This window comes from Exiguobacterium artemiae 255-15 (genome assembly GCF_000019905.1).
GTDB classification, from domain to species: Bacteria; Bacillota; Bacilli; order Exiguobacteriales; family Exiguobacteriaceae; genus Exiguobacterium_A; species Exiguobacterium_A artemiae.
Window position 1 is genome coordinate 1278722 of record NC_010556.1, and the last position, 19515, is coordinate 1298236.

General features: G+C 50.4%; 21 protein-coding genes, 1 other RNA gene and 1 pseudogene. 14 read left to right on the forward strand and 9 right to left on the reverse strand.

The window, feature by feature from the left end; all coding sequences use genetic code 11:
* The first annotated feature begins 20 nt into the window (after positions 1-20).
* The 6 genes from EXIG_RS06495 (at position 21) to EXIG_RS06520 (ending at position 7293) form a co-directional block, all read left to right on the forward strand.
* On the forward strand, positions 21-536 hold the full coding sequence (locus EXIG_RS06495) for a GrpB family protein (protein ID WP_012370135.1): 516 nt from the start codon (positions 21-23) through the stop codon (positions 534-536).
* A complete protein-coding gene (locus EXIG_RS06500; protein ID WP_012370136.1) occupies positions 529-975 on the forward strand; it encodes a DinB family protein in 447 nt (148 codons plus the stop codon). The genes EXIG_RS06495 and EXIG_RS06500 overlap by 8 nt, the downstream gene beginning before the upstream one ends.
* 13 nt (positions 976-988) lie before the next feature.
* Positions 989-1858 carry an alpha/beta fold hydrolase gene (locus tag EXIG_RS06505; protein WP_012370137.1) on the forward strand — a complete coding sequence of 290 codons (870 nt, stop codon included), beginning with the start codon at positions 989-991 and terminating at the stop codon, positions 1856-1858.
* 149 nt (positions 1859-2007) lie between these two features.
* Entirely contained in the window at positions 2008-3132 is a 1125-nt protein-coding gene (locus EXIG_RS06510) for a GTP-binding protein (RefSeq protein ID WP_012370138.1), read from the forward strand.
* A gap of 103 nt (positions 3133-3235) precedes the next feature.
* Complete coding sequence (locus EXIG_RS06515) at positions 3236-4759, forward strand: cardiolipin synthase (protein WP_012370139.1); 1524 nt, start codon at positions 3236-3238, stop codon at positions 4757-4759.
* A gap of 158 nt (positions 4760-4917) precedes the next feature.
* On the forward strand, positions 4918-7293 hold the full coding sequence (locus EXIG_RS06520; protein WP_012370140.1) for a glycoside hydrolase family 31 protein: 2376 nt from the start codon (positions 4918-4920) through the stop codon (positions 7291-7293).
* Between the two features lie 186 nt (positions 7294-7479).
* Here EXIG_RS06520 and EXIG_RS06530 read toward each other — a convergent pair whose 3' ends face one another.
* Together EXIG_RS06530 and EXIG_RS06535 are read right to left on the reverse strand one after the other, a co-directional pair.
* Positions 7480-8061: a DUF1643 domain-containing protein gene (locus EXIG_RS06530; protein WP_012370141.1), complete on the reverse strand. Its 582-nt coding sequence runs from the start codon at positions 8059-8061 to the stop codon at positions 7480-7482.
* 14 nt (positions 8062-8075) lie between these two features.
* On the reverse strand, positions 8076-8759 hold the full coding sequence (locus EXIG_RS06535) for a lytic transglycosylase domain-containing protein (protein ID WP_012370142.1): 684 nt from the start codon (positions 8757-8759) through the stop codon (positions 8076-8078).
* Positions 8760-9103: 344 nt separating this feature from the next.
* Between EXIG_RS06535 and EXIG_RS06540 the strand changes: the two genes are divergently transcribed.
* A complete protein-coding gene (locus EXIG_RS06540; protein ID WP_234944588.1) occupies positions 9104-9538 on the forward strand; it encodes a hypothetical protein in 435 nt (144 codons plus the stop codon).
* A 145-nt stretch (positions 9539-9683) separates the two neighbouring features.
* On the opposite strand, the gene EXIG_RS06545 is transcribed toward EXIG_RS06540, so the two are convergent.
* The 3 genes from EXIG_RS06545 to EXIG_RS06555 form a co-directional block, all read right to left on the reverse strand.
* The gene (locus EXIG_RS06545) at positions 9684-10583 is read right to left on the reverse strand and encodes a hypothetical protein (RefSeq protein WP_012370144.1); all 900 of its coding nucleotides are present in this window, start codon (positions 10581-10583) and stop codon (positions 9684-9686) included.
* A 97-nt stretch (positions 10584-10680) separates the two neighbouring features.
* A complete protein-coding gene (locus EXIG_RS06550; protein WP_012370145.1) occupies positions 10681-10887 on the reverse strand; it encodes a DUF2922 family protein in 207 nt (68 codons plus the stop codon).
* A 34-nt stretch (positions 10888-10921) separates the two neighbouring features.
* Entirely contained in the window at positions 10922-11149 is a 228-nt protein-coding gene (locus EXIG_RS06555) for a DUF1659 domain-containing protein (protein WP_012370146.1), read from the reverse strand.
* Positions 11150-11217: 68 nt separating this feature from the next.
* Here EXIG_RS06555 and EXIG_RS06560 point away from each other — a divergent pair, with 68 nt between their 5' ends.
* The 4 genes from EXIG_RS06560 to EXIG_RS06575 all read left to right on the forward strand — a co-directional run bounded on the left by EXIG_RS06560 (position 11218) and on the right by EXIG_RS06575 (position 14854).
* On the forward strand, positions 11218-12213 hold the full coding sequence (locus EXIG_RS06560) for a potassium channel family protein (RefSeq protein WP_234944589.1): 996 nt from the start codon (positions 11218-11220) through the stop codon (positions 12211-12213).
* Between the two features lie 68 nt (positions 12214-12281).
* A complete protein-coding gene (locus EXIG_RS06565) occupies positions 12282-12974 on the forward strand; it encodes a hypothetical protein (protein WP_012370148.1) in 693 nt (230 codons plus the stop codon).
* A 59-nt stretch (positions 12975-13033) separates the two neighbouring features.
* The gene (locus EXIG_RS06570; protein WP_012370149.1) at positions 13034-13450 is read left to right on the forward strand and encodes a hypothetical protein; all 417 of its coding nucleotides are present in this window, start codon (positions 13034-13036) and stop codon (positions 13448-13450) included.
* 60 nt (positions 13451-13510) lie between these two features.
* Positions 13511-14854: a S8 family peptidase gene (locus tag EXIG_RS06575; RefSeq protein ID WP_012370150.1), complete on the forward strand. Its 1344-nt coding sequence runs from the start codon at positions 13511-13513 to the stop codon at positions 14852-14854.
* Positions 14855-14910: 56 nt separating this feature from the next.
* Here the strand turns inward: EXIG_RS06575 and EXIG_RS06580 are convergent, their stop codons facing one another.
* Positions 14911-15354 (reverse strand): hypothetical protein, encoded by a 444-nt coding sequence (locus tag EXIG_RS06580; protein ID WP_234944590.1) that lies wholly within the window; start codon positions 15352-15354, stop codon positions 14911-14913.
* A gap of 134 nt (positions 15355-15488) precedes the next feature.
* On the opposite strand from EXIG_RS06580, the gene rnpB reads away from it, so the two are divergent.
* Positions 15489-15862, forward strand: an RNA gene (rnpB, locus tag EXIG_RS15705) — RNase P RNA component class B.
* 109 nt (positions 15863-15971) lie between these two features.
* Positions 15972-17117 (forward strand): THUMP domain-containing class I SAM-dependent RNA methyltransferase, encoded by a 1146-nt coding sequence (locus tag EXIG_RS06585; RefSeq protein ID WP_012370152.1) that lies wholly within the window; start codon positions 15972-15974, stop codon positions 17115-17117.
* 71 nt (positions 17118-17188) lie between these two features.
* On the opposite strand, the pseudogene EXIG_RS06590 reads toward EXIG_RS06585, so the two are convergent.
* Positions 17189-17683: pseudogene (locus EXIG_RS06590) on the reverse strand (site-specific integrase); the annotation flags it as partial.
* 12 nt (positions 17684-17695) lie between these two features.
* Complete coding sequence (locus EXIG_RS16140) at positions 17696-17824, reverse strand: hypothetical protein (protein WP_268741711.1); 129 nt, start codon at positions 17822-17824, stop codon at positions 17696-17698.
* A 75-nt stretch (positions 17825-17899) separates the two neighbouring features.
* Here EXIG_RS16140 and EXIG_RS06595 point away from each other — a divergent pair, with 75 nt between their 5' ends.
* Positions 17900-18229 (forward strand): hypothetical protein, encoded by a 330-nt coding sequence (locus tag EXIG_RS06595; protein ID WP_148206602.1) that lies wholly within the window; start codon positions 17900-17902, stop codon positions 18227-18229.
* 136 nt (positions 18230-18365) lie between these two features.
* On the opposite strand, the gene EXIG_RS06600 is transcribed toward EXIG_RS06595, so the two are convergent.
* A complete protein-coding gene (locus tag EXIG_RS06600) occupies positions 18366-19271 on the reverse strand; it encodes a hypothetical protein (protein WP_012370153.1) in 906 nt (301 codons plus the stop codon).
* Between the last annotated feature and the right edge of the window lie 244 nt (positions 19272-19515).

Genomic DNA, 19515 nt, shown 5'->3' on the forward strand with positions numbered 1-19515 from the left:
TTAAGAGGGGAGAGGATATCATGCGGCAAGTCATCGTCACACCATATCAGTCGTCCTGGCCGGACGCGTTTCAACAGGCCAAAGAGCAGTTGGAGACGATTTTCGGCGACCGTCTGCTTGCAGTTCATCATATCGGGAGTACATCGGTCCCGGGATTATCGGCAAAACCGATTCTCGATATTCTGCCGGTCGTCGATTCACTCGACGGGATTGAAGCGTTTGACGCGGCGATGGAACAAATCGGCTATGAAGCGAAGGGAGAGTTCGGGATGCCCGGGCGCCGTTATTACCGGAAAGGCGGAGACGCGCGGACGCATCACATTCATCTTTATGCGGACGGTAATCCGGAAATCATGCGTCACGTCGTCTTTCGGGATTACTTGCGGGAACACCCGCAGGAAGTCGAAGCATACAGTACAATCAAAGAGCGACTGGCGAACCGGTATCCGGAAGACATCAGCGCCTACATTGCCGGCAAGGACAGCTTCGTCAAAGCAATGGAGCTGCGGGCACTGGCCTGGTGGTCGCATGACTGACTGGCAACAGGCACTTGACCGGCATGTTGGTGTCGGCGTCCGGACGACACGCGACCTGATCCGGCTGATTCAGCCGGAGGATTGGGACAAACGTCCGATTTCCGGCAAACGGTCCGTCTATGAAGTGGCGGTTCATCTCGCTGTGTTGCTCGAAGCCGATCTGCGGATTGCAACAGGGGCGACGGCGGACGAGATGGCACAGTTCTATGCCGTTCCGGTGCTGCCGGAGCAACTTGTCGACCGGCTGGACCAGTCGTGGCAGTATTATCAAGATCGGCTTATGGCCGATTTTTCGACGGAGACGACCTACTGGGGCGTCACCGACAGCACGACCGGTTGGCTGCTGGAAGCAGCTGTCCATTTGTACCACCACCGGTCACAGTTACTTGATTACTTGAACCTGCTTGGGTATGACATCAAGCTGGATTTGTTTGAATAGGAGAGGATTTATAATGGAACGGATTGTCGATACAGCAGACGGTCGCTTTGATACACGCTTGACAGGGACGGGGAATGTGACGTTCATTCTCGATCACGGAATGATGTCGAGCCATTACCAGTGGGGCTGGCTCCGCGGGGAATTATTGAAACAGGGTCGCGTCTTCGAATACTCGCGGCTCGGTTACGGCCGATCGACCCGCGGCAAAACGAAACGGTTGTTCACCCGACAAGCGGATGAACTGGAACGGGTCCTTGCTTTGCTGGACATCAAAGGACCGTTCGTCTTCATCGGGCACTCGCTCGGTGCCTACATCTCGCTTGAACTCGGACGCCGCCGACCGGACGAGACGGCAGGGATTGTCCTGCTTGATCCGTCGCATCCGGAAGTTGATGCGGAACTGCCAAATTGGTATGAGCGGACGCAGGAGGAGTGGAACCGCTTTTTGTATGTCTTGAGTCATGTCCGGCCACTCGCCTGGTTGATTCCGGATGACCTCGGCGCACGGATGTTCACCAGTCTGCCGGAGGCCGATCGGATTCCGATGTGGCGCAACATGGCACGGAAAAATCACTGGCGCGGGACACTGGACGAGTGGCAGGCAGTCGAAGCGAACAATCAGCACGTCCTGGAAGTCGTCGAGCATATTGTGCCGCCGGTTCTCGTGTTATCCGCTTCGGACTGGGCCGGCGGAATGCCAGAAAACTGGCTGAACCCGGAACTGACGAAGCGGATTAATGCGGCGCATGAACGATTTGCTGCCAGTTTGCCGGACGCGGCATTCCACGTCATTCCAAATACGAATCATTACACGATTGCTGGTTTTTCAGAAGAGGCTGCGACAACAATCGTCAGCTTGATCCGAAACGCCTTTTTTAAATAAGTTTGACCCAAATACCCCGTTTTCATGACGCGTCGAAAGCCGTCACGGAAGCGGGGATTTTATAATGTTGTGAAACAGCAGTTGACAGGCTAAACCGGAACGATTACTATTTAAAACGTAATGATTCCGATTTAAAGAGGAGACTGTATATGAATCCGATTCCGATTACCGTCTTGTCCGGCTACCTGGGTGCCGGGAAGACCACTGTATTAAACCATCTGTTGAATAACCGCCAAGGACGCAAGCTTGCCATCATCGTCAACGACATGAGTGAAGTGAACATTGATGCCGTGTTGATTGAACAAGGCGGCTTTTCACGAACGGAAGAATCATTCGTGACGCTATCGAACGGTTGCATCTGCTGTACGCTGCGGGACGATTTATTACTCGAAGTCCGGCGCCTCGTTGATCAAGGCGATATCGATGGCATCGTCATTGAATCGAGCGGAATTTCGGAACCGATTCCCGTCGCCCAGACATTTACATATCTTGACGAAGACAGTCGGATTGATTTGACGGAGACGACGAAAATCAATGCGATGGTGACGGTCATCGACGGCTATCGTTTCCTGAAAGACTTTGAGTCCGGTGAATCGTTGATTGAGCGGCAACAGGCGGTCGACGAGACGGATGTCCGGGAAGTCGTTGATCTCCTCGTCGATCAGGTCGAGTTCGCGGATATCATTTTGCTGAACAAGATCGACCGGTTGACCGAGTCGGAAAAACATGATGTCACAAGCTACTTAAAGGCGCTCAATCCGATCGCCAAACTGATTGAGACGACCCACGGGCAAGTCGATCCGGCTGAGATTCTTGACGTTGATCTGTTTGACTTCGAACAGGCGGCAGCAAGTGCCGGCTGGATCCGTGAGCTGAACGCGGAGGAACACGTCCCGGAAACGGAAGAATACGGGATTAGCTCGTTCGTCTACAAGCGCGATGTCCCGTTTCATCCCGAACGGTTGATGGCACTGATTGAGGCCTGGCCGGAAGAAATCGTTCGCGCGAAGGGTTTTGTCTACCTTGCGACGCGCCCGGAAATCGCCTTGCTGTTCCATCAGGCGGGATATGCGTCGAATATGGAATACGCCGGACGCTTCGAGTCAGTCGCGGATCGCCGGACGGAGTTGGTCTTGATCGGGATTGGTTTCGATCAGGTAACGCTTGAAGCGGAGTTCGACACCTGCCTCGTTCAAGAGGACGAAACGGATTGGGTCAGCCTGAGTGATCCGATTCCGGGACGCGAGCTATACGATCTGAATTTTTCAAAATAGGTCAACTTTTCAAGAAATCACATCTGTGGTTTCTTTTTTTGCTATATTTTTAGAGAAGACAGGGAATTAGAAGAACAGAGTACGTTACAGAGGAGGAAGTCTAGTGCGCAATCGGATTTTACAGTTCGCGCTCGTGTTTTTAGTCGCAGGCGGAATCATTTGGGGACTATACCAATTGGGCTACCTGTTTTATGTTTTGACGATTTCCGCGACCGTCGTACCCTTGGCCGTCATCATGATCATCTTCATCGAAAACCGGACGGCGGAATCGACGATTGCCTGGTTTTTAGTTTTGATCTTCTTACCGATTCTCGGTGTCATCATCTGGATGATGTTCGGGCGCAATCCGCGCCGCCGTCGCCGGAACCGGCGGTCGCACGATGAACGGATGTTGCTGAAACAGGCAATCCGTCCCGTCCGGTCGCTCGCGGTCAGTGAGTTGCCGCCGAACCACCTGAAGCTTGCCAATACGATCCGCAACTTTGGTGGCGGTGGGGTCGACGTCCATACAGCCAGTCAAATCCTGACGAACGGCAACGAGACGTTCCCGGAAATTCTCCGGATGATCCGCTCCGCCAAGCATCATGTTCACATCCAGTATTACATTTACCGGAACGACGAGACCGGGCAGGCAATCCGCGAAGCATTGATTGACCGGTTGAATGACGGGGTCGAAGTCCGGTTCATGTTTGACGGTCTTGGCAGTTACATGCTCGGCGAAGGATTTTTGAAACCGCTCCGGGAAGCCGGGGCAAAGATTGCCGCCTATGATCCCATCTCCAGTCCGTTGTTCATCTTTACGGCGAACTTCCGCAATCACCGGAAAATCGTTGTCGTCGATGGCAAAATCGGTTTTACCGGTGGACTGAACGTCGGCGACGAGTATGACGGTAAAAGTAAGAAGTTCGGCTTTTGGCGCGATACCCACCTTCGGCTCGAAGGACGGGCCGTCAAGGAACTGCAGGCAACGTTCCTCGACGATTGGCTCTATGCCCATTTAGAAGGCAGTGATACGTGGGAGACGTTTGCCGGCGAAGGGGCAATCGATCAATACTTCCCGAAACACGATGTCGAGACCGACGGCGCGGTCCAGCTCGTGACGAGTGGACCGACGTCAAAAGATCCGGCGATCCGGAACGCGTTGATTGCCGCCATCATCTCGGCCCAGCGCTCGATCTGGATTTCGACGCCGTATCTGATTCCGGATAACGAGACGATGACACTGCTCCGTCTTGCGGCCCGTGCCGGACTGGACGTCCGGATTCTGACACCGGGTAAGGGAGACAGTTTTACCTCCTACTATGGAACCCGGTCCTATTTCGGACCTTTGTTAAAAGATGGAGTCAAAATTTATACGTATAACCGGCACTTCATCCATGCCAAACTGTTCCTCGTCGATGGAAAGATTGCCGTCGTCGGAACGGCGAACATGGATATCCGGAGCTTCGTTTTGAACTACGAACTGATGGCCTTTATGTATGATTCCGAGAGTGCGGCCCGGCTCGAACGCGATTTCATCGATGATTTCGACGTCTCGATTCAGTTGTCCTCGGCGGATTATGTCAAACGGCCGATGCGGTTCCGGATTTTTGAATCGTTCTCCCGTTTGATTTCACCATTGTTATGATCACAAGCGTACCGTCCTTGATTTTCAAAGGACTGGTGCGTTTTTTGATTAACTGTCACTTGAAACGGGAACAACAACTCTTATACACTAATAGTGTAATCGGTTGCACACTTAATTTTTGGAAGGAAGTGACAAGGACGTTCGCGTCCTGATCCCGTATGCGCACAATTGACGAATCCCATTTCTATACCCGAGACATGAAACCATTGGCACGACCGGAAGCGATTGTCCAAGGCGACACATACCGCTTCACCGTTCTCACCAGTCGCCTGATTCGACTCGAGTACGCAGCGGACGGACAATTCGAAGATCGGCCGACGCAAACCGTTTGGTACCGTGATTTCCCAGTGCCGTCGTACCGGATCGTCGAAGACGAAACGGAGTTGCAAATTATCACGGAACACGTCCATTTGCATTATACGAAAGGACCGTTTGCGTCGAACACCCTCTACATCGACGTCCTTGGAAACTTCAGTACGTATTACAGCCGCTACACGTACGGCGGACCGCTCCGGACGCTTAAAGGAACGGCGCGGACACTTGACCATGCCGACGGGGAGATTCCGCTCGAAGAAGGAATCATCTCCCGCCAAGGCTATGCGGCCATTGACGACTCCGCGTCGTTCGTCCTGACGGAGGATCATTTCGTCGAACCCCGTCAAGAAGGAGCGCAAGACATCTATTACTTCGGTTACGGTCACGACTACAAACAGGCGCTGAAAGACTTTTACCGCCTGACCGGTCCGACACCGATGTTACCGCGGCAAGTGCTCGGGAACTGGTGGAGCCGCTACTGGCGCTATAACGAAAAAGAATACAAGGATTTAATGACCCGCTTCAAGACGGAAGATGTGCCGTTTTCGGTCAGCGTCATCGACATGGACTGGCACGTGACGGACATTCCGGAGAAATACGGCAGCGGCTGGACCGGCTACACGTGGAACCGCGATCTGTTCCCGGATCCAAAAGGGTTCCTGCAATGGTTAAAGGATGACGACCGGATGGTAACACTCAATCTGCACCCGGCCGACGGTGTCCGTGGATTCGAAGAAGCGTATGAGGCGATGGCGGTTGCGATGGGGGTTGATCCGGATACGGAAGACCGGATTCCGTTCGACTTCTCGGACCGCGATTTCATCGAAAACTATTTCACGAAGTTGCATCACCCGCACGAAGCCGATGGGGTCGATTTCTGGTGGATTGACTGGCAACAGGGCGCCAACTCGAAGATGAAGGGGCTTGATCCGCTCTGGATGCTCAATCATTACCATGCGCTCGATATCGCGCGGGACGGCAACCGTCCGTTGATCTTCTCGCGGTATGCCGGACCCGGCAGTCACCGTTATCCGGTCGGTTTCTCGGGCGATACGTTGATTTCCTGGGCATCGCTCAAGTTCCAGCCGTACTTCACGGCGACGGCCTCAAACATCGGCTACGGCTGGTGGAGTCATGATATCGGCGGTCACCAGCGTGGGGAGAAGGACGACGAACTGTCGACGCGTTGGCTCCAGTACGGCGTCTTCAGCCCGATCATGCGTCTCCACAGCACGATGAGTATCTTCAACGGGAAAGAGCCGTGGCGTTACTCGGTTGAGTCGGAACAGGTGATGAAGAAGTATTTACGACTTCGTCATCAGCTCGTCCCGTACATCTATACGATGAACGCCCGCAATCACTTTGACGGTCTGCCGCTCGTCTCGCCGATGTACTATGAGCATCCGGAAGACGAACTGGCGTATGCGGTTCCGAACCAATATTATTTCGGTACGGAACTGATGGTCACACCGATCGTCGAGCCGATGAATCCGAAGCTGCACGTCGCAGCGACGACGGCCTGGTTGCCGGAAGGCGAATGGTTTGATTTCTTCACCGGTCACCGGTACTCGGGCGGCAAACAGATGCGTCTGTTCCGCAAGCTCGACGATCAAGGCGTCCTTGCGAAAGCCGGTGCCATCGTGCCGCTTGGTCAACACCTCGAACACTCGAACGCGCTCCACAATCCGGACCATCTCGAACTGTTGGTTTTCCCGGGCGCCTCGAACCAATTTACGTTGTTTGAAGATGATAATGTCGGTGTCGCACACCGGGACGGGGAAAATGTCGAGACGTCATTCGAACTTGACTGGGCGGCCCGAACGTTGACGATTGCCACACCGTTCGGCAAACGCGAGCTGTTGCCTGAAAAACGCGAAGTGACGTTAATTCTCCGTGGAGTCAACGAAGGACACGTCTCCCGGGACGGTGAAGTCCTGCCGAGCCGGTATGATCATCAGACCCAATCATTGTCGGTTGAGCTCGGCGAAATCGGAGAGACACAGGTCCTGTCGCTCCAGGTCGACATGTCGACGAACGATAACCGGATGGAACGGTTGTATACGTTCCTCGATCAGGCAGAAATCGGGTACGACTTGAAAGACCGCTTGTACCGGTTGCTGTCGCAACGACTCGATCCGGTCAATATGATGCATCAGTTACAGGCGCTTGATCTTGAGAAAGATCTTGTCGACTGTCTGCTTGAGATCATGTTGTTCTAAAACAAGTGAGATTTGCTAAGAGGACAAAAGCAGCGATGGACGCGGTCATCGCTGTTTTTTTGTATAGATGATTGCCCCGTTCATTAGGAGTGAGGTAACAATAGAAAAATTCGTTGCCGATTGTGAGACAAAAGAAATTAAAAAGGTGTTCTTCCGCAACCTGCGGAAAGAACACCTTTAGTACAATCATTTACGTTTTAATTTCTTCGCCTTCAGCTTCATGTCCGGATACGTAATCATCGGACTGTCATCGACGGTCAGCCGGAGATGGTTCGGTTCACCTTTTGAAGTGATACCGGAACAATACAGAATGTCGGCATACTGGTCAAACAGCTTTTCGTAGGCCGGCAAATGGTGCATCAGACGGCCGGGCGATCCCCAGCCGCACAAGACGACACCGTTCGTTTCCTTGACCCGGCGCAATGTCTCTTCGATGAACTCATAATTGAGTTCGTCGAAACTGGCTTGTGCGAACGGCAGATCTTCACTGACGAGCAGGTCCGGCATCAGGCTGATGATATCGTATTGTTTGATCGGACCTTCGACATGTTTTTTCATCAAGTTATAGGCACGCTGCGTCGTCGTACCGGATAAAAAAGCATCCGTCGTCCGCGGCGTGTAAATCAGGGCGGCGATGTGTGCGCCGTCCGTGACGTCGTCAAAGATGTAACTCCGTAAATAGCGTTTTGTTTTTGCTTCGTCAAACGTCGTCTGGACGCGGATTGACGATTCCTCAATCGTCAAGGACGAACGATCGGGCTGTGTCATGGTGGTGCCTCCTTTTAGTTGGTCAAACGTAAGCTGATGCGAAGGAGTTGGGCAAGTGTCTGCTTTTTGAGATCGAGATCGTTCGCATCAATCGGCTCGATTTTTTGTTGATAGGCATCGTATTGGTTGAGGACGTCAATGACATACTGTTCACTGCGATTGTATTCAAACAGTGCAGTTTCAAGCGTTCCTCGGTCCGAATTTTTCGTGACGTCGTGCTGATTGAGGTACTTCGCGGCCGTGTGGGCGCTGTCCGTCAAATCCGTCGGATCGGCTTTGCCGTCTCCGTTTGCATCGACACCCAGTCCACCGTATTGTTTGATGGCTTCCGGATCGGTTAAATCAATTCCGTCATGCTCGATGTCGCCAAGTGACGTTCCGCCTTCATATCCCCATCCGACCCATGTCTTCGGCATGAACTGGAAAGGGCCGATTGCACCGACGGAAGACTGCATGGCGGACGATTTCGAGAAGATGGTCTCGACGCGGTGAATCGCGGCAAGTAACTTCCAATCGACCTCGTAGCGGTCACCGGCTTGTTCGTAGATGTCGATATTCTCGGCTGGGACACCGTACTGTCCATAATAGGTGCGATACAGCTCATTTTGGACACGTTCCCGGTTTTGCCAGTAGATGATGCTACTACCGATGAGGACGATCAGTACGAACAAGATGCTTAATCGAAAAACTTTTCGCATTTTGTTCTCTCCTCTTTCTGTGATTCCACTGAATGGTATCATATTTCGCAAGCGGCTAATAGTTTTTTTGTAAAGTCCGTTCCCGTGCAACGGTGAGAGCGGTCACATGCAGTGAGAGAACAACAGAAATCCTGTCGCAAAGCTTCATTTTAAGAAGGGTTTTCCGATTAAATCGGGTTGTAACGAGTAAAGAAGTTGTTAATTACTGACATCGTCAAACTTATCAAAATTTGATAGACTGAATGTCAGATGAAGACATCGTTCATTTTTTAAGATTTTGACGGTTGCAGGAATCGTCGATGGGCTTGTAAAATGAAGAGGTAAACGCTTACACATCAAAGGAGATGGACGAAACCATGCGAACGATCACTTCCACTGGCGAACGAAAGAAAACAAGTTGGACTCTGAATATCGGGAGTCAACCGAAGTTGATGATGGATGGACTGACGGAGAAAGAAACAGATCAAGAACAACGGATCATCTTCGATCACTTTTACATTCCAACAACGGCTACACTGATTTTTCGGTTCAAGGAACGTTTCCCGAACCATCTCTGCGAGAACGGGTATGATGTGTATGGAGCAGCAGCATTTGATGAACGGGTCGTGGAATTGATTTCGAACTGGTTCATCGAACTGGTCACCGTCTTGACGGCCATTCAACGTACGAAAGGCATCCAGCACTTTTTGATTGAGGGTGGGGTCGCCAAACGGACGGATTTCCTTCCGACCGTGCGCCGGACCTGCCGGGCACTTGAATCAACAGTTGATATCACATAATTCGTTAGACCGCCGGCCGACGCCGGCGGTCTTTTTTTGGTAGACGACAAAACGGTCCCTCACCGTAGAAGCAGATGAAGGGACCGTCATTGAAAAAATGATTTTGGAAACAGACGAGGAAAAGGCTTCCTTGTAGTCGAAAGCATTACATAGGGTTCGAGAAGTTTTTTTCAGCCGCCCGACACGCCCGGAGCAAGGCATCCTTGAAGAACCGGTCTTCTTGCGAGGCAAGCATACGGGTCGCTTCCTCGTCACCGCGAAGTGACTTGCCAAGCATCTGGATGACTTTGACCCAGCGCCGGACGTGGTCGAGCTGCGGACGTCCCATCGCGACGTAGACCGTGAACCAGTCATTTTGATCACGGCGGATCATCCGTTGGAAGAGTGACTTCGCGAGATCGACTTCTTCCGTCGACGGGACCGTCATCGTCTCGAAGTACTCCCGGAGTGAAGCAATGGCCGTGACATAGGCTTCTTTGACGTCAGCGGACGGTTGATGTTTTCCGTAGTCGGACGTCGACAGATGGATCAAGGCCGGTTTCTTTTCAATTCCGGTGATCCAGGCGGACATCGTCTTGCTGCTTTTGACCGCTTGCCGGTTGGCGACGGGCAGTTTGGCCGTCACTTGGCCGACCTTGCCGATGACGTTGACTTTTCCGTTACGTTCCTGGACTTCCGTCACAGTCATTTCGACCGTATCGCCCATTTCGAACGGGATCGCTTTCGGTTGGAGTTTTTCACCGGCCGTCAACGGCGCACGTTTGCGGATCATCCGTAACGCTTCTTGCTCCATCCGGTCGTCGAGCGACCAAAGGTGTTCCGGCGGGACGTTACGGAAACGGCGGCGGCGCACTTTGATGTATTGATCGAGGGCATCGGCAGCCTGCTCCCGGGACATCTCGCCGGCAGCGACCGGTCCGATGATATCGCGGAGTGTGATTGATTCGAGTCGTTCCATGATTCCTTCGAATGGAATCAGCTCCATCACGTAGAGGCTGCTGACGACGAGTTCACATTCGCGGGGCGTAAGAGGGCGTTTGGCCATAAATTGACTTCCTTTCCAGTTGCTTGATGTTTCTAGTATACCAAAAAAAAGTCACCATCACCTCTACGGGTGATGATGACGATGAGTTTTTCTCCGCTTAAATGACGTAGGCGGATTCCGAACTGTTTTGCAACTCGGCCTGGCTCAACTTGACGAGCCCGTCATGGAACGGGTCATGGTCGACCATCAGTTGTCCGAGTGCCTTGATCTCGGTGACCGACGTATCGGGTTTCGCACCCGTCAGGCGTAAGCGGTACGGTTTTTTGAGTAACGTATCGAATGTCAGAACAATCGTGTGTTCCATCAAATTCCTCCTTTAATTGATGTAGTGAAGTGCCTTAAGCATTAAGTAAAGCGAAGTCACGGCTGATTTCCGTGTGTGTGTACGAGCCGGCAAGCATCTTACCGATTGCCTGACCGATTGACGCGACGACTTGTGGTTCAAGATCGGACCGCAGACCGTTAAAGCGACGGCGGGCGAGAACAGCATCCCCGTTTGGTGTCACCTTGTCGTTTCGTTCGAAGACGACGACTAAACTGGTTTTGATTTCTTCAGCTTGTGTCATGTGTATCACCTCCTTCGCCCTTATTGACAGGACGAAAACAGGAAATGTTCGGAAAGGATGAAAAAAGTATGGTCTGGTTACGATTTTTACGACGGATGTCCTTTTTGAGGATGCGGACGCTCGCCTATGCGTCGTTTCTGTTTGTTTTCGGTGTCGCCTTAATCATGTATCTGGCGGAACCGGACACGTTCGGAACTTACTTCCGGGCCGTCTACTGGACGATGACGACGGTCGTGACCGTCGGGTACGGGGACTTTTTCCCGAATACGGATTTCGGACGTTTCATGACAATCTTCGTCTTCATCTTCGGGATCGGGATCGTCGGCGGTCTGATTTCAAAACTCGTCGACGGAGTCCAATTGATACGCAATCAAAAGGAAAGAGGGTTATTGCAAGTGAAAGAGACGGGACACACGTTAGTCTTCGGATACAGCCGCCGTTCAAAACACGTCATCGACGAATTGCTTGAAACAACGGACGTCATCCTGATCGATGATCTCGAGCGGGAACCGTTCAGCCATCCGCGGTTCCATTATGTCAGCGGTGACCCGGCGCTGGACGCGACGTTACAGCGGGCGAATATCAAAAAAGCGACCCGGGCGATCGTCCTCGCCGATCATTCGATTCCACCGGCGCTTGCTGACGGCCGGACGCTGTTGATCGCGGCGAGCATCGAACGGGCGAATCCGAACATCTATACGATCGTCGAGATGATGCTCGAGGAACATCTCGACAGTTTTGAACAGGTCAAAGTCGATGAAGTGTTGCTCGGCGACGAAACAGTCGCTCGGATGGCGATACTCGCCGCCTACCATCCCGGTGTCTCGAAAGTCGTGACGAATCTCTTGACGAAAGATGGGGACGGGATGTTTTCGCTTCCCGCCAAACCCGAGTGGCAGACGTTTCGTGATGCCTTTCATATCCTGCTCGAAGACGGGGTGACGATTTTATCGGACGGTAAACGGCTCGATTTGAACCGGCGGTTAAACGAACCGATTCCTCCGAATACGACACTGATCGTCCTATGCAGTGAAGAAACCGCGCAGCGGATTGGAGCTGTCTGAGGAATAGGATTACATTAATTCTTTTTCGGGTATAGTAAATACATTTACTATGCAGAGGAGAAAAGTGTATGACAAACTCACAACCAGAATGGATTCAGGAATTATTTGAGACGGTCGATCAAGGGGAATTAAAAGATGTTCCGAAATTACTTTATATGGCGTTGACGTTAGAACCAAGTTATTTCACAAAAGCAGTTAGTCGGTTAAATCAACGGCTCGAAGTCGAAACGTTACAGGAAGTCTCGGAACTGTTGACGGTCTATCGTCAATTCTTCATTTCCGCCAATCCGTCGGAAGAATACTGGTCGATTGCCTGGAACGAATTGATTCAGACGATGCACCATTTCATTGACCGCAATGAAGCACAACAGTTGTTTAAAGAACATATTGATTTGATTGATTGGTGGTCAAGTGAATCGTTATTGTCGTTACCAAGTTGGTTGACGGTACTCGATCTCGCAGAACGAATTGATGCACTTGAACAATTTTCCAGTTACTTACCAGACATTTTTGAGAGCTACGCTTTGGAGACGGCGAAGGATGAACCGTTTGCCCGCCTCGCTTGGTACGCGCTCGCCAGTGGTCAACAGGATTTACTGACACCGTTCCGGTCACGGATTGAGCAGTCGGACGTACCGGTCATCCGATCACTCGGCGATGCGGATTTACTCGATCAAATTGATACGACACGGGTTCGTATGTTAAAGTCTAAGGATAACGAACCGATAGAATTGATGTTTGATCGAAAATGGACATTATAAATTAACTCATAGAAAGTGACATCTAGATACTACACGAATTTAATCCAAGGGGTGTAGGGATGATACACGTCAATTTGCCGCGAGGTGATTATGTCGTTTTAGTGGAGATCAACCGGGAAGTCTTGCTGTGCCATTCATTAGAAGAAGCAGAGCAGGCGGAACGCGATCGGTATGAGCTGGTCGGACGGATGAGCGAACGTTTGCCGTCTGAAGTGATTGGTCCGTCGATTGCTGATTTTGTCCGGTTCTCCACCGGTTTTATCGGAGAAGCCGTGACGTGGAGCGAGGCAGAGGAAGCCTTCTTCTGCCAACAGTTCGAGACGTTTGACGGATCACCGCTCGGAGAAGATTTGACCGGGATTGATGCCAAACGTTGGCGTGCCGTTCTCGTCCGTTATTACTCCTATGTCACGATCGGAAAAATCATTCCATTTGAAGTCAGCGAAGAGTCCGATGGGACGATGCCATTTTTTTAGTCCGTTTGGATCAGCACATCAATAGAATCGGCGTGTCAAAAGAGAAGGGCAGGGTCCACATTGAAAAAGAAACTTGCACTACTCACATTTGCTGTCGTCATAGGGTTACCTACTTCTGCGTTCGCTAATTCTCAATATGTGCAGTATGATCCGACGTTTAATGAACAACAGAAACAAACATGGCTTGCGGAACAGGGACTTCAGGAAGTCCGGGAATTGAAACAGGACGGATTTTCACTCGTCGAACCGTTGCCGCACATCGACAAGGCGGATGTTGAAGCCGATCTGATTCCGGTCAGTGTCGTCGAAAAGGCGACGGATTCCGCTCAATTGCGACAGACATATCTCGACCAATCGCGTATACCTACTTACTGGAAATACAGTCGTGGTAAATCGGACGTTCGTGTTGCGGTCATCGATGATGCGATTGATGTCAATCATTCGGAGTTCAAAAACGTCATCTATAAGACGACGACGATTTCCGGCATCCGGAAACCGGACGATCACGGGACGCATGTCGCAGGAATCGTCGCGGCAGCAGAAGACGGCAAAGGAACGGTTGGGGTCGCATCCGGTGTCAAACTGATTGGCGCTGACGTCTTTGACGGCGACTTCGCCAGTTCGATCGATATCGGAGACGGCGTTCTGTATGCCATTTCCCAAGGGGCCGACGTAATCAATCTGTCGCTCGGTCAATATGAATACGATCCGTACATGGAAGCCGCGATTAAAAAAGCAGAAGCAAAAAACATCGTCGTCGTCAGTGCGGCCGGAAACGACGGCCGCAATAAACTGTTATTCCCGGCCTCGATGAAATCCGTCATTGCCGTCGGTTCAGTCGGAACGCTCGGACGCGCTTCGACGTTCTCGAACTACGGCAGAGGGCTGAACATCATGGCACCCGGTGAGGGCGTCTACTCGACGATGGTCGGCAACAAGTACGGTTATCTCGACGGGACATCGATGGCAACACCGATCGTCAGCGGTGTCATTGCCCTTGCGAAATCGAAGAATCCGTTCATTACGAACAGTACGCTCCGCAGTAAGCTGTATGCGGCTGCGGCGAAAAAGACCGGCGATACGTCACTGCATTACGGGACAGGCCGTCTGAATGCCGGGATGCTTGCGACGATTCCGTCACCGGTCTCGAAAGTGTCCGTCCCGTCCGTCTTGAAGCCGAATCAGCCGTTCGCGCTTTACTTTGACGAGTATTCGAACGCGAAGACGCTGACCCGTCTGTACAAGGACGGCAAAATCGTCAAGACGTTTACGAATGACTATCTGCGGAACGGTACCCATAAGTATACGTACGCTTTAAAAGAAGCAGGGACGTATAAACTCGTCTTTGCGACGTCGAGCGGGCGTCATACACGGGTGACGGAGCGGGTCATCACCGTCAAATAACAACAAAAAAAGCCGTCTCACCTTAGGGGAGACAGCTCGTTAGGGACTCAAAGTATTTACTTTGGGTCTTTTCCTTTTTTATAGATGGGCGTCGGAACGTCTAGCGCTTCGCCGGTCCACTGAATCGTTGCTTCCATTTTGTAGCCGGTATCGTCTTCATGGATGAACGACAGGCGTCCTGAATCGATCAGCTGATACAAGCCGTATTCGACTTGATTCGCCCACGACCGTAACGTCATCGCTTCGTCGTACAGCGGAATCTGTTGCGGGAACCGTTCATTCATCAGTAAGATGTCATGCTGGTCAAAATGGTAACTCCGTTTCGAAAATGCATCAGGTTGTTTTACATTAAATGGCTCGAACGCATGGATGAGTTCACCCTTGCGGTAAAAGGCAAAAATGCCGTTCCGGAGATGAAGGGCCTTGATTTCATCAATCTCGATCAAGAACGTCAACTTCCGTACGGTACGCTGGTTCGTACCAGAGCGTCTTTTTTTCATGGTATATGCCCCTTTCTGAACCATTGTACTATACCGTAAAATCAGGAAGAATTGCAACTTTTCCGCCCATCAAACGAGAAATACCTCTTGCTAGAAACGCTCGCGTGCGCTACACTGTTAAGCAGTGACTATGTTGGTTCGGACAATTGCGGGGCACTTCGGTGCTTTGAGGAAAGTCCATGCTCGCACAACCTGCGATGGTTGTAGTGATCGTGCTACACGAAAAGATAAGTGTAGGCAGCGTCGTGCTGACGGCAGAAGGAACGCCTAAGTCTTCGGATATGGCCGAAACTTCTTGAAAGTGCCACAGTGACGGAGCCTTACTGGAAACAGTAAGGGTGGAACGAGGTAAACCCCACGAGCGAGAAACCCAAATTTGGTAGGGGAATTTCCGGAGCGGAACTGAACGCGAAGGAGAGCGTATGTAAATACGGAGATAGATGATTGTCGCCCACGTGTGAGGGTCAAACCGTTTGCAACACTAGGGAACAGAACATGGCTTACAGGACCACATAGGCTGTTATTTTTACTTTGAACGAGAGTCCAGGTCCAACTGGGCTCTTTTTTTATTGAGTTGAACTTGGAAATTTTAAAAACAGGTAGGAGCGTGAACAATCATGGCAAAACGTTTAGTCATCGCGACGGCGGCAATGGGGATCGAATCCCTCGTCGCCAAGGAAGTCCGCGATTTAGGATACGAATGTACGGTCGAGGACGGAAAGGTCTACATCGATTGTGAGCTCGAGGACATTCCCCGTCTCAACCTCTGGTTACGGACGGCAGACCGTGTCAAACTCGTCGTTGCGGAATTTAAAGCGACATCATTCGAAAAATTATTTGATCAGGTCAAGGACCTCCCGTGGAGCGAACTGTTGCCGTGGGAAGCGAACTACGTCGTCAACGGCCGCTCGGTCAAATCAAAACTGTTCTCGATCCGTGACTGTCAGAAAATCACGGAAAAAGCGATCGTCTCGCACATGCAGGAAGCGTACAACATGGGCGACGAGTGGTTACCGAAAACCGGTGCCAGCTTCCCGATCGAAGTTGCGCTCTTAAAAGATATCGCGACGCTGACGATCGATACGTCAGGCGACGCCCTGCATAAACGTGGCTACCGCGAGTTCCACTCGGCGGCACCACTGAAAGAGACGATGGCCGCGGCAATGCTGATGCTGACGAACTGGAAGCCGGATATGCCGCTTTATGACGTCTTTACGGGTTCGGGAACATTGGCGATTGAAGCGGCAATGATCGGCCGTAATATCGCACCGGGAATCAACCGCGAATTCGCGTCGCAAGAATGGGCCTGTATTCCGAAAAAAGCCTGGTTCGATGCGATCAAGGAAGCAAACGACAAAGCCGAGTGGGACAAACCGCTCAAAATCTATGCCAACGATACGGATCCGGAGATGGTCAAGCTCGCAAAACAAAACGCCGAGCTCGCAGACGTCCGGGACGCGATCAACGTCATGCAGCGGGATGCAGCCGACTTCAAGCCGAAGGAAGACTTCGGTGTCATCATCGGGAACCCGCCGTACGGGGAACGTCTGGAGGACGCACGCGAAGTCCATCAGCTGTACCGGAAGATCGGGAATGCCTTCAAAGAATTCCCGTATTACAGTGTCTACATGATCACGTCATACGTCGAGTTTGAAAAAGCATTCGGCCGGCCGGCGACGAAACGCCGTAAGCTGTACAACGGGAATATCGAAGTACAATTTTATCAGTATTATGGTCTCCGTCGGAAAAGACCGCAGTCTTAAGCCATTTCTAGCTCTTCAGAAAATCCCATTGCACATCCATTGCACACTTGGTGTGAAAAACGGGAATTTCTTCACGAACCGCTCTGTTGAGCGGTTTTTTTGCGTTTTAAAAGCTGTTCAAATTGCATGGCCGTATCCGATTGTAAAGTGTGCAATACGTGAGCGTACGTATCCATCGTCAAGGTCACATCGGCATGACCGAGTCGTTCCTGGATGACCTTGGCATGGACGCCCATTTCCATCAAGAGTGATGCATGCGTATGCCGCAATCCATGCAAGGTGATTTTCGGGAGTCCGGCGGATTTGATTGTCTCGATGTGCCGTCTCCGGAGACCGGAATGCCAAAGGTAGGCACCGGACACACCCAAACGAATCAAATCTTCCTCGTTTCGCCAGCCCATCCGCAAACTATCATACCGCTGCTCGACGCGGATCCGTCGTAACTCTTCCGCGACATGGTTTGAAATTGTCACGACCCGGACTTTCTTACCTTTCGTGTTGGAAAACGAATAGCCACCTTTGACCTCGATTGCGGTCCGCTTAATCATTATGACCATCCGTTCAAAGTCGACATCAGACTATCGGAGTGCCGTTGTTTCACGGGCGCGTAATCCCGCATAACTGATCAACATGACCGCTGCATAGTTGCCGGTCGTCATAACGTCCTGCAGCGTCCGGAGATAGGTCTCTTTCAGTCCTTCGTTCAACTTGGTGACCGCATAGAAGGGATTCGCCCCTTATAGTTGTTCATTCGGATCGCCCAGCTGAACATGCCGACGAAGATGGCGCGGCGAGAATTGATCGTTGAGGCCTTCAAGCCGTCCCGGTGCCAGTCAGCAAGGAGACGTTGGTCGTACGTCGGTTCGACCTGGTCGACCTTCAGTTGCAGGAACCACGTCGGGATCCGTCGTCGTCGGCTTCGTCAGTCGGACATGATCCTCGAGCCAGACCGCAAAGAGTTGCTTCATCGTCCGTATCTGAATGATCTTGCGAATCAAACCGTCCTTGCGGGCGACGACCTTTTCGACGATCCAGAACTCGACCTCCTGTTTTCGTTTGTTGGAGTACTAGGCTTGGATGCGTTTCCCGCACTTGTCGGTCCCGAGCGATAGGCGGACCCACCAGAGTCCTGTTTTTTGTGTTCTTATTGATATTTGCCATATTCATGGCACTCAGTTCTTTTTTTTAGAACATACGTTCGATTTGAAACGTGCAAAAAAAAGCACCGATGAGGGTGCTTGAATCGTATTAATCTAAAAATTTATTCATACCTAAATCATGGATAACACTTATTAAATAATTACAATCTGCTTGTATCATTTGACCTCTACTAGAATGAGCAGCCAAATTCCTTATGTCATAAGCTACGCATATTCGCTGGTGTTCTTTACGATTAATTAGAGCATTCTCTTTCAACTTATCAGCTAATACCTTTATAACTGTAGATTCACTATCCTTCATCTTTACACCGTTATTTTTAAGGAGTTTGATACATAAGGTTTCTATAGTTACTCCTAAAGTAGCTGAGCTTGCCAGATACAATGAATTATCGTAAGCTGCTATGGCTTCGTTAAGCTGATATTCAAAGTCTTCATCGTTTACACGATGAATTATTGAAGTTAAATCTAATAATGAATAAGAGTATTTTGCAGCATTATTGGCATAATAATTGCCTTCATATTTCAAGTGAGTTTGATAATCTTTCAAAGATTCTCGAATCATAGTATCTAATCTTAGACTTAAATAGTTATCAAGCGCAGTTTCGTTGTCTAGATAGAATGGATCGACATCAATTCCGAATAGAATATCATCTTTGTTCACCTCATAATATTCTTGAATTGTAGCAATAGCAAAATCGACAATCGAATCATAATTATGGTGTTCTGATATTAAACTATTGGAAGGTTCGATTTGTTCAACTAAATTTCCTTTTTGAGGTGAGTATACAAAAAATAGAAGCGGCTCGAATTTAGGGAAGTAATCTCCAATTTCAACAATACAGCCAATAACATTTTCTTTTTTTGACATTCTAAACGGTGTAGGGTCAACATTGTAGACATGGTTAAAATTATTCAATAAAATTTCGTTGTATTTAGCTAAAACTGTATCGTACATTTTTTCCTTGATCTTTAGTTTGTTTATTATATCATTCACGTAGATTCCTCCATATCTGCGCAAAGATAATGTTGCATTGGTTTATGTTGATCTTGACGCGTTCTAGTAGAATTTTGCTTAGATGGTTTTGACATGATTTCCTCCAATTTATTTCGAAAAGGGTGAACTAAATGAATTTGATGAAACGTTATAGAGAAGAGGAGGAAGCCTTTTAACAACACAGCGAATCAGTCGACAAACGATTCAATGATTTTCGTACTGCAGCACAAAATCAATTTGATCA

Excerpts from the sequence above, each read along its gene's own strand:
- EXIG_RS06505 (WP_012370137.1), top strand. The coding sequence starts at position 989 with ATGGAACGGATTGTCGATACAGCAGACGGTCGCTTTGATACACGCTTG.
- EXIG_RS06570 (WP_012370149.1), top strand. The coding sequence starts at position 13,034 with ATGATACACGTCAATTTGCCGCGAGGTGATTATGTCGTTTTAGTGGAG.
- EXIG_RS06540 (WP_234944588.1), top strand. The coding sequence starts at position 9,104 with ATGGACGAAACCATGCGAACGATCACTTCCACTGGCGAACGAAAGAAA.
- EXIG_RS06565 (WP_012370148.1), top strand. The coding sequence starts at position 12,282 with ATGACAAACTCACAACCAGAATGGATTCAGGAATTATTTGAGACGGTC.
- EXIG_RS06530 (WP_012370141.1), bottom strand. The coding sequence starts at position 8,061 with ATGACACAGCCCGATCGTTCGTCCTTGACGATTGAGGAATCGTCAATC.
- EXIG_RS06510 (WP_012370138.1), top strand. The coding sequence starts at position 2,008 with ATGAATCCGATTCCGATTACCGTCTTGTCCGGCTACCTGGGTGCCGGG.
- EXIG_RS06535 (WP_012370142.1), bottom strand. The coding sequence starts at position 8,759 with ATGCGAAAAGTTTTTCGATTAAGCATCTTGTTCGTACTGATCGTCCTC.
- EXIG_RS06560 (WP_234944589.1), top strand. The coding sequence starts at position 11,218 with ATGGTCTGGTTACGATTTTTACGACGGATGTCCTTTTTGAGGATGCGG.
- EXIG_RS06500 (WP_012370136.1), top strand. The coding sequence starts at position 529 with ATGACTGACTGGCAACAGGCACTTGACCGGCATGTTGGTGTCGGCGTC.
- EXIG_RS06520 (WP_012370140.1), top strand. The coding sequence starts at position 4,918 with ATGCGCACAATTGACGAATCCCATTTCTATACCCGAGACATGAAACCA.
- EXIG_RS06585 (WP_012370152.1), top strand. The coding sequence starts at position 15,972 with ATGGCAAAACGTTTAGTCATCGCGACGGCGGCAATGGGGATCGAATCC.
- EXIG_RS06495 (WP_012370135.1), top strand. The coding sequence starts at position 21 with ATGCGGCAAGTCATCGTCACACCATATCAGTCGTCCTGGCCGGACGCG.
- EXIG_RS06595 (WP_148206602.1), top strand. The coding sequence starts at position 17,900 with ATGGCGCGGCGAGAATTGATCGTTGAGGCCTTCAAGCCGTCCCGGTGC.
- EXIG_RS06580 (WP_234944590.1), bottom strand. The coding sequence starts at position 15,354 with ATGAAAAAAAGACGCTCTGGTACGAACCAGCGTACCGTACGGAAGTTG.
- EXIG_RS06545 (WP_012370144.1), bottom strand. The coding sequence starts at position 10,583 with ATGGCCAAACGCCCTCTTACGCCCCGCGAATGTGAACTCGTCGTCAGC.
- EXIG_RS06550 (WP_012370145.1), bottom strand. The coding sequence starts at position 10,887 with ATGGAACACACGATTGTTCTGACATTCGATACGTTACTCAAAAAACCG.
- EXIG_RS06555 (WP_012370146.1), bottom strand. The coding sequence starts at position 11,149 with ATGACACAAGCTGAAGAAATCAAAACCAGTTTAGTCGTCGTCTTCGAA.